This is a genomic window from Maribacter corallii, from assembly GCF_047345415.1.
Classification (GTDB): Bacteria; Bacteroidota; Bacteroidia; order Flavobacteriales; family Flavobacteriaceae; genus Maribacter_C.
In genome coordinates this window covers 1-1823 of record NZ_JBLFEP010000020.1, presented here as the reverse complement: position 1 = coordinate 1823, position 1823 = coordinate 1, and the positions used below count along the sequence as shown (strand labels likewise).

Genomic DNA, 1823 nt, shown 5'->3' with positions numbered 1-1823 from the left:
CAGAGGAAAGGTAACTCACAGCTACATTATCAGGAGCCTTCTCGACCTGGTCCTCGAAAAGGTCGATGACCGTCCTGTCCAAAGGATAGGCCACCGCCGTATCATTGTAAGCGTGCAAAAGCTGTTTTTTCTCTAAAAAATAATTCCTATCAATTTTATTTGTTGCATTATGAATTATTGTTTTTAATATTTCTTCAAAACAATATCTAAATTCAATGACAGACTCGTCCTCAATAAATGAGGTTAGGTAATTTATATTATATGATAAAATATCTCCTGTTGAATTGACGGATATTTCAAAATTAGCATTACTACGCTCAAATGTAAAATCATTAATTTTTTCAATTCTTTTAATTTTTCCTTGATTCAAACTAGTTTGCTCTCCATCGAGATTATCATATACATGAAAATTAACATAGCTAAAAACAATATCAAAAATAGGATTCTTTGAAGAAGTTGGCTCCCCAATCGCTTGCATAATCTGGATTAGCGAAAAATGACTATAATTATTTAAGCCATCAAGCTTTTTTTGTACACTATGGGTAAATTCATTCCATGTAATATTTTCTAATACTAAAAACCTAAATGGTATGGTATTCAAAAAACAACCCAATATTTTATCTCCATCCTCTTTCTCAGGCCTCTTGCTTGTTACTAATCCTGTTGTTAAATCATTTTGATAAGAAAATAAATTCAAACAATACAGAAAAGCTGAATAACATAAGGCTCGAATACTGATTTTTTGTTGCTTAGCATATGATTTGATGAGTTCATATAGTTCATTAGAAATTATTTCACCTTGAGAATTAAACTTTTCCTCATCAGACTTATTAGTAAATGAATATCTAGAGTAATCTAAAAGTTCGTTTTTCCAAAACTTTTTAACGCTTTCGTTTTGACTTTGTATTTTCTGTTCAATGATATAATCCTTATAACTACTTTTTAACGATTTAGGAACGAAATTGACATCTGTCTGTAGTTTCAAATAAATATTTTTCAACTCCGTATTCAAGGAAGCTCGACTCCATCCATCAATAATTGCGTGGTGGAATATAAAGCACATGGCATATAAATCATTCCCCAAAGCATATACCTTGTATCTCCATAATCCAGGTATTTCTATATCAAAAGCTTTTTGAAAATCAGCTTCAAGATCACTCTTAATGGTAATTTTAAGTTCATCATTACTTAAACCAGAAAGATCCTGATATGTGAAATCTATGGCAACGTTCTTATGGACAATTTGTAGGGGTACATTTTTATTTTGACTAAGTTCAAAACTTGTCCTTAATATCTCATGCTTTTCCACCATTAACGTTAATGATTTTTTAAAAAGTTCAACATCAAATAGTTTTAGCACAACAAAATCCAACATCTGATCATGATAAATATTATGTTCTTTTGAATAATGAAAAAACATACCTTGTTGAATATCACTCATTGGAAATACATCTACGATAGTTTCCTCTGTATAAATGACATTATCTAAGTAAAATTTATTTTTTAGGTTTTCAAATTGTTTTTCTATATTCTTTGCCAAGGAAAGGTATTTATTCTCAGAATTTTCATTAGATAAATACTTTGCTATACTTTCAATATTCTTGTAAGTAAGAATATCTTTTACTGTCAGTTTATATCCTTCTTTTTTAATAAGAGAACAGATCTGTATCGACCTTATGGAGTCTCCCCCGATAGAATAAAAATCATCGGTGACACCCACTTTATCGATCCCAAGGACTTCAGACCATATAACGCAAAGCAGCTTCTCCTCTTTCGTTACGGGCCCTACATAATCATCACTTGTAGTGAGCTCCGGGTCGGGA

General features: G+C 31.2%; 1 protein-coding gene. It reads right to left on the bottom strand.

The window, feature by feature from the left end; all coding sequences use genetic code 11:
- Positions 1-1823: condensation domain-containing protein (locus ACKWCA_RS23915; RefSeq protein WP_413980775.1), on the bottom strand; the 1823-nt coding region annotated here is incomplete at both ends.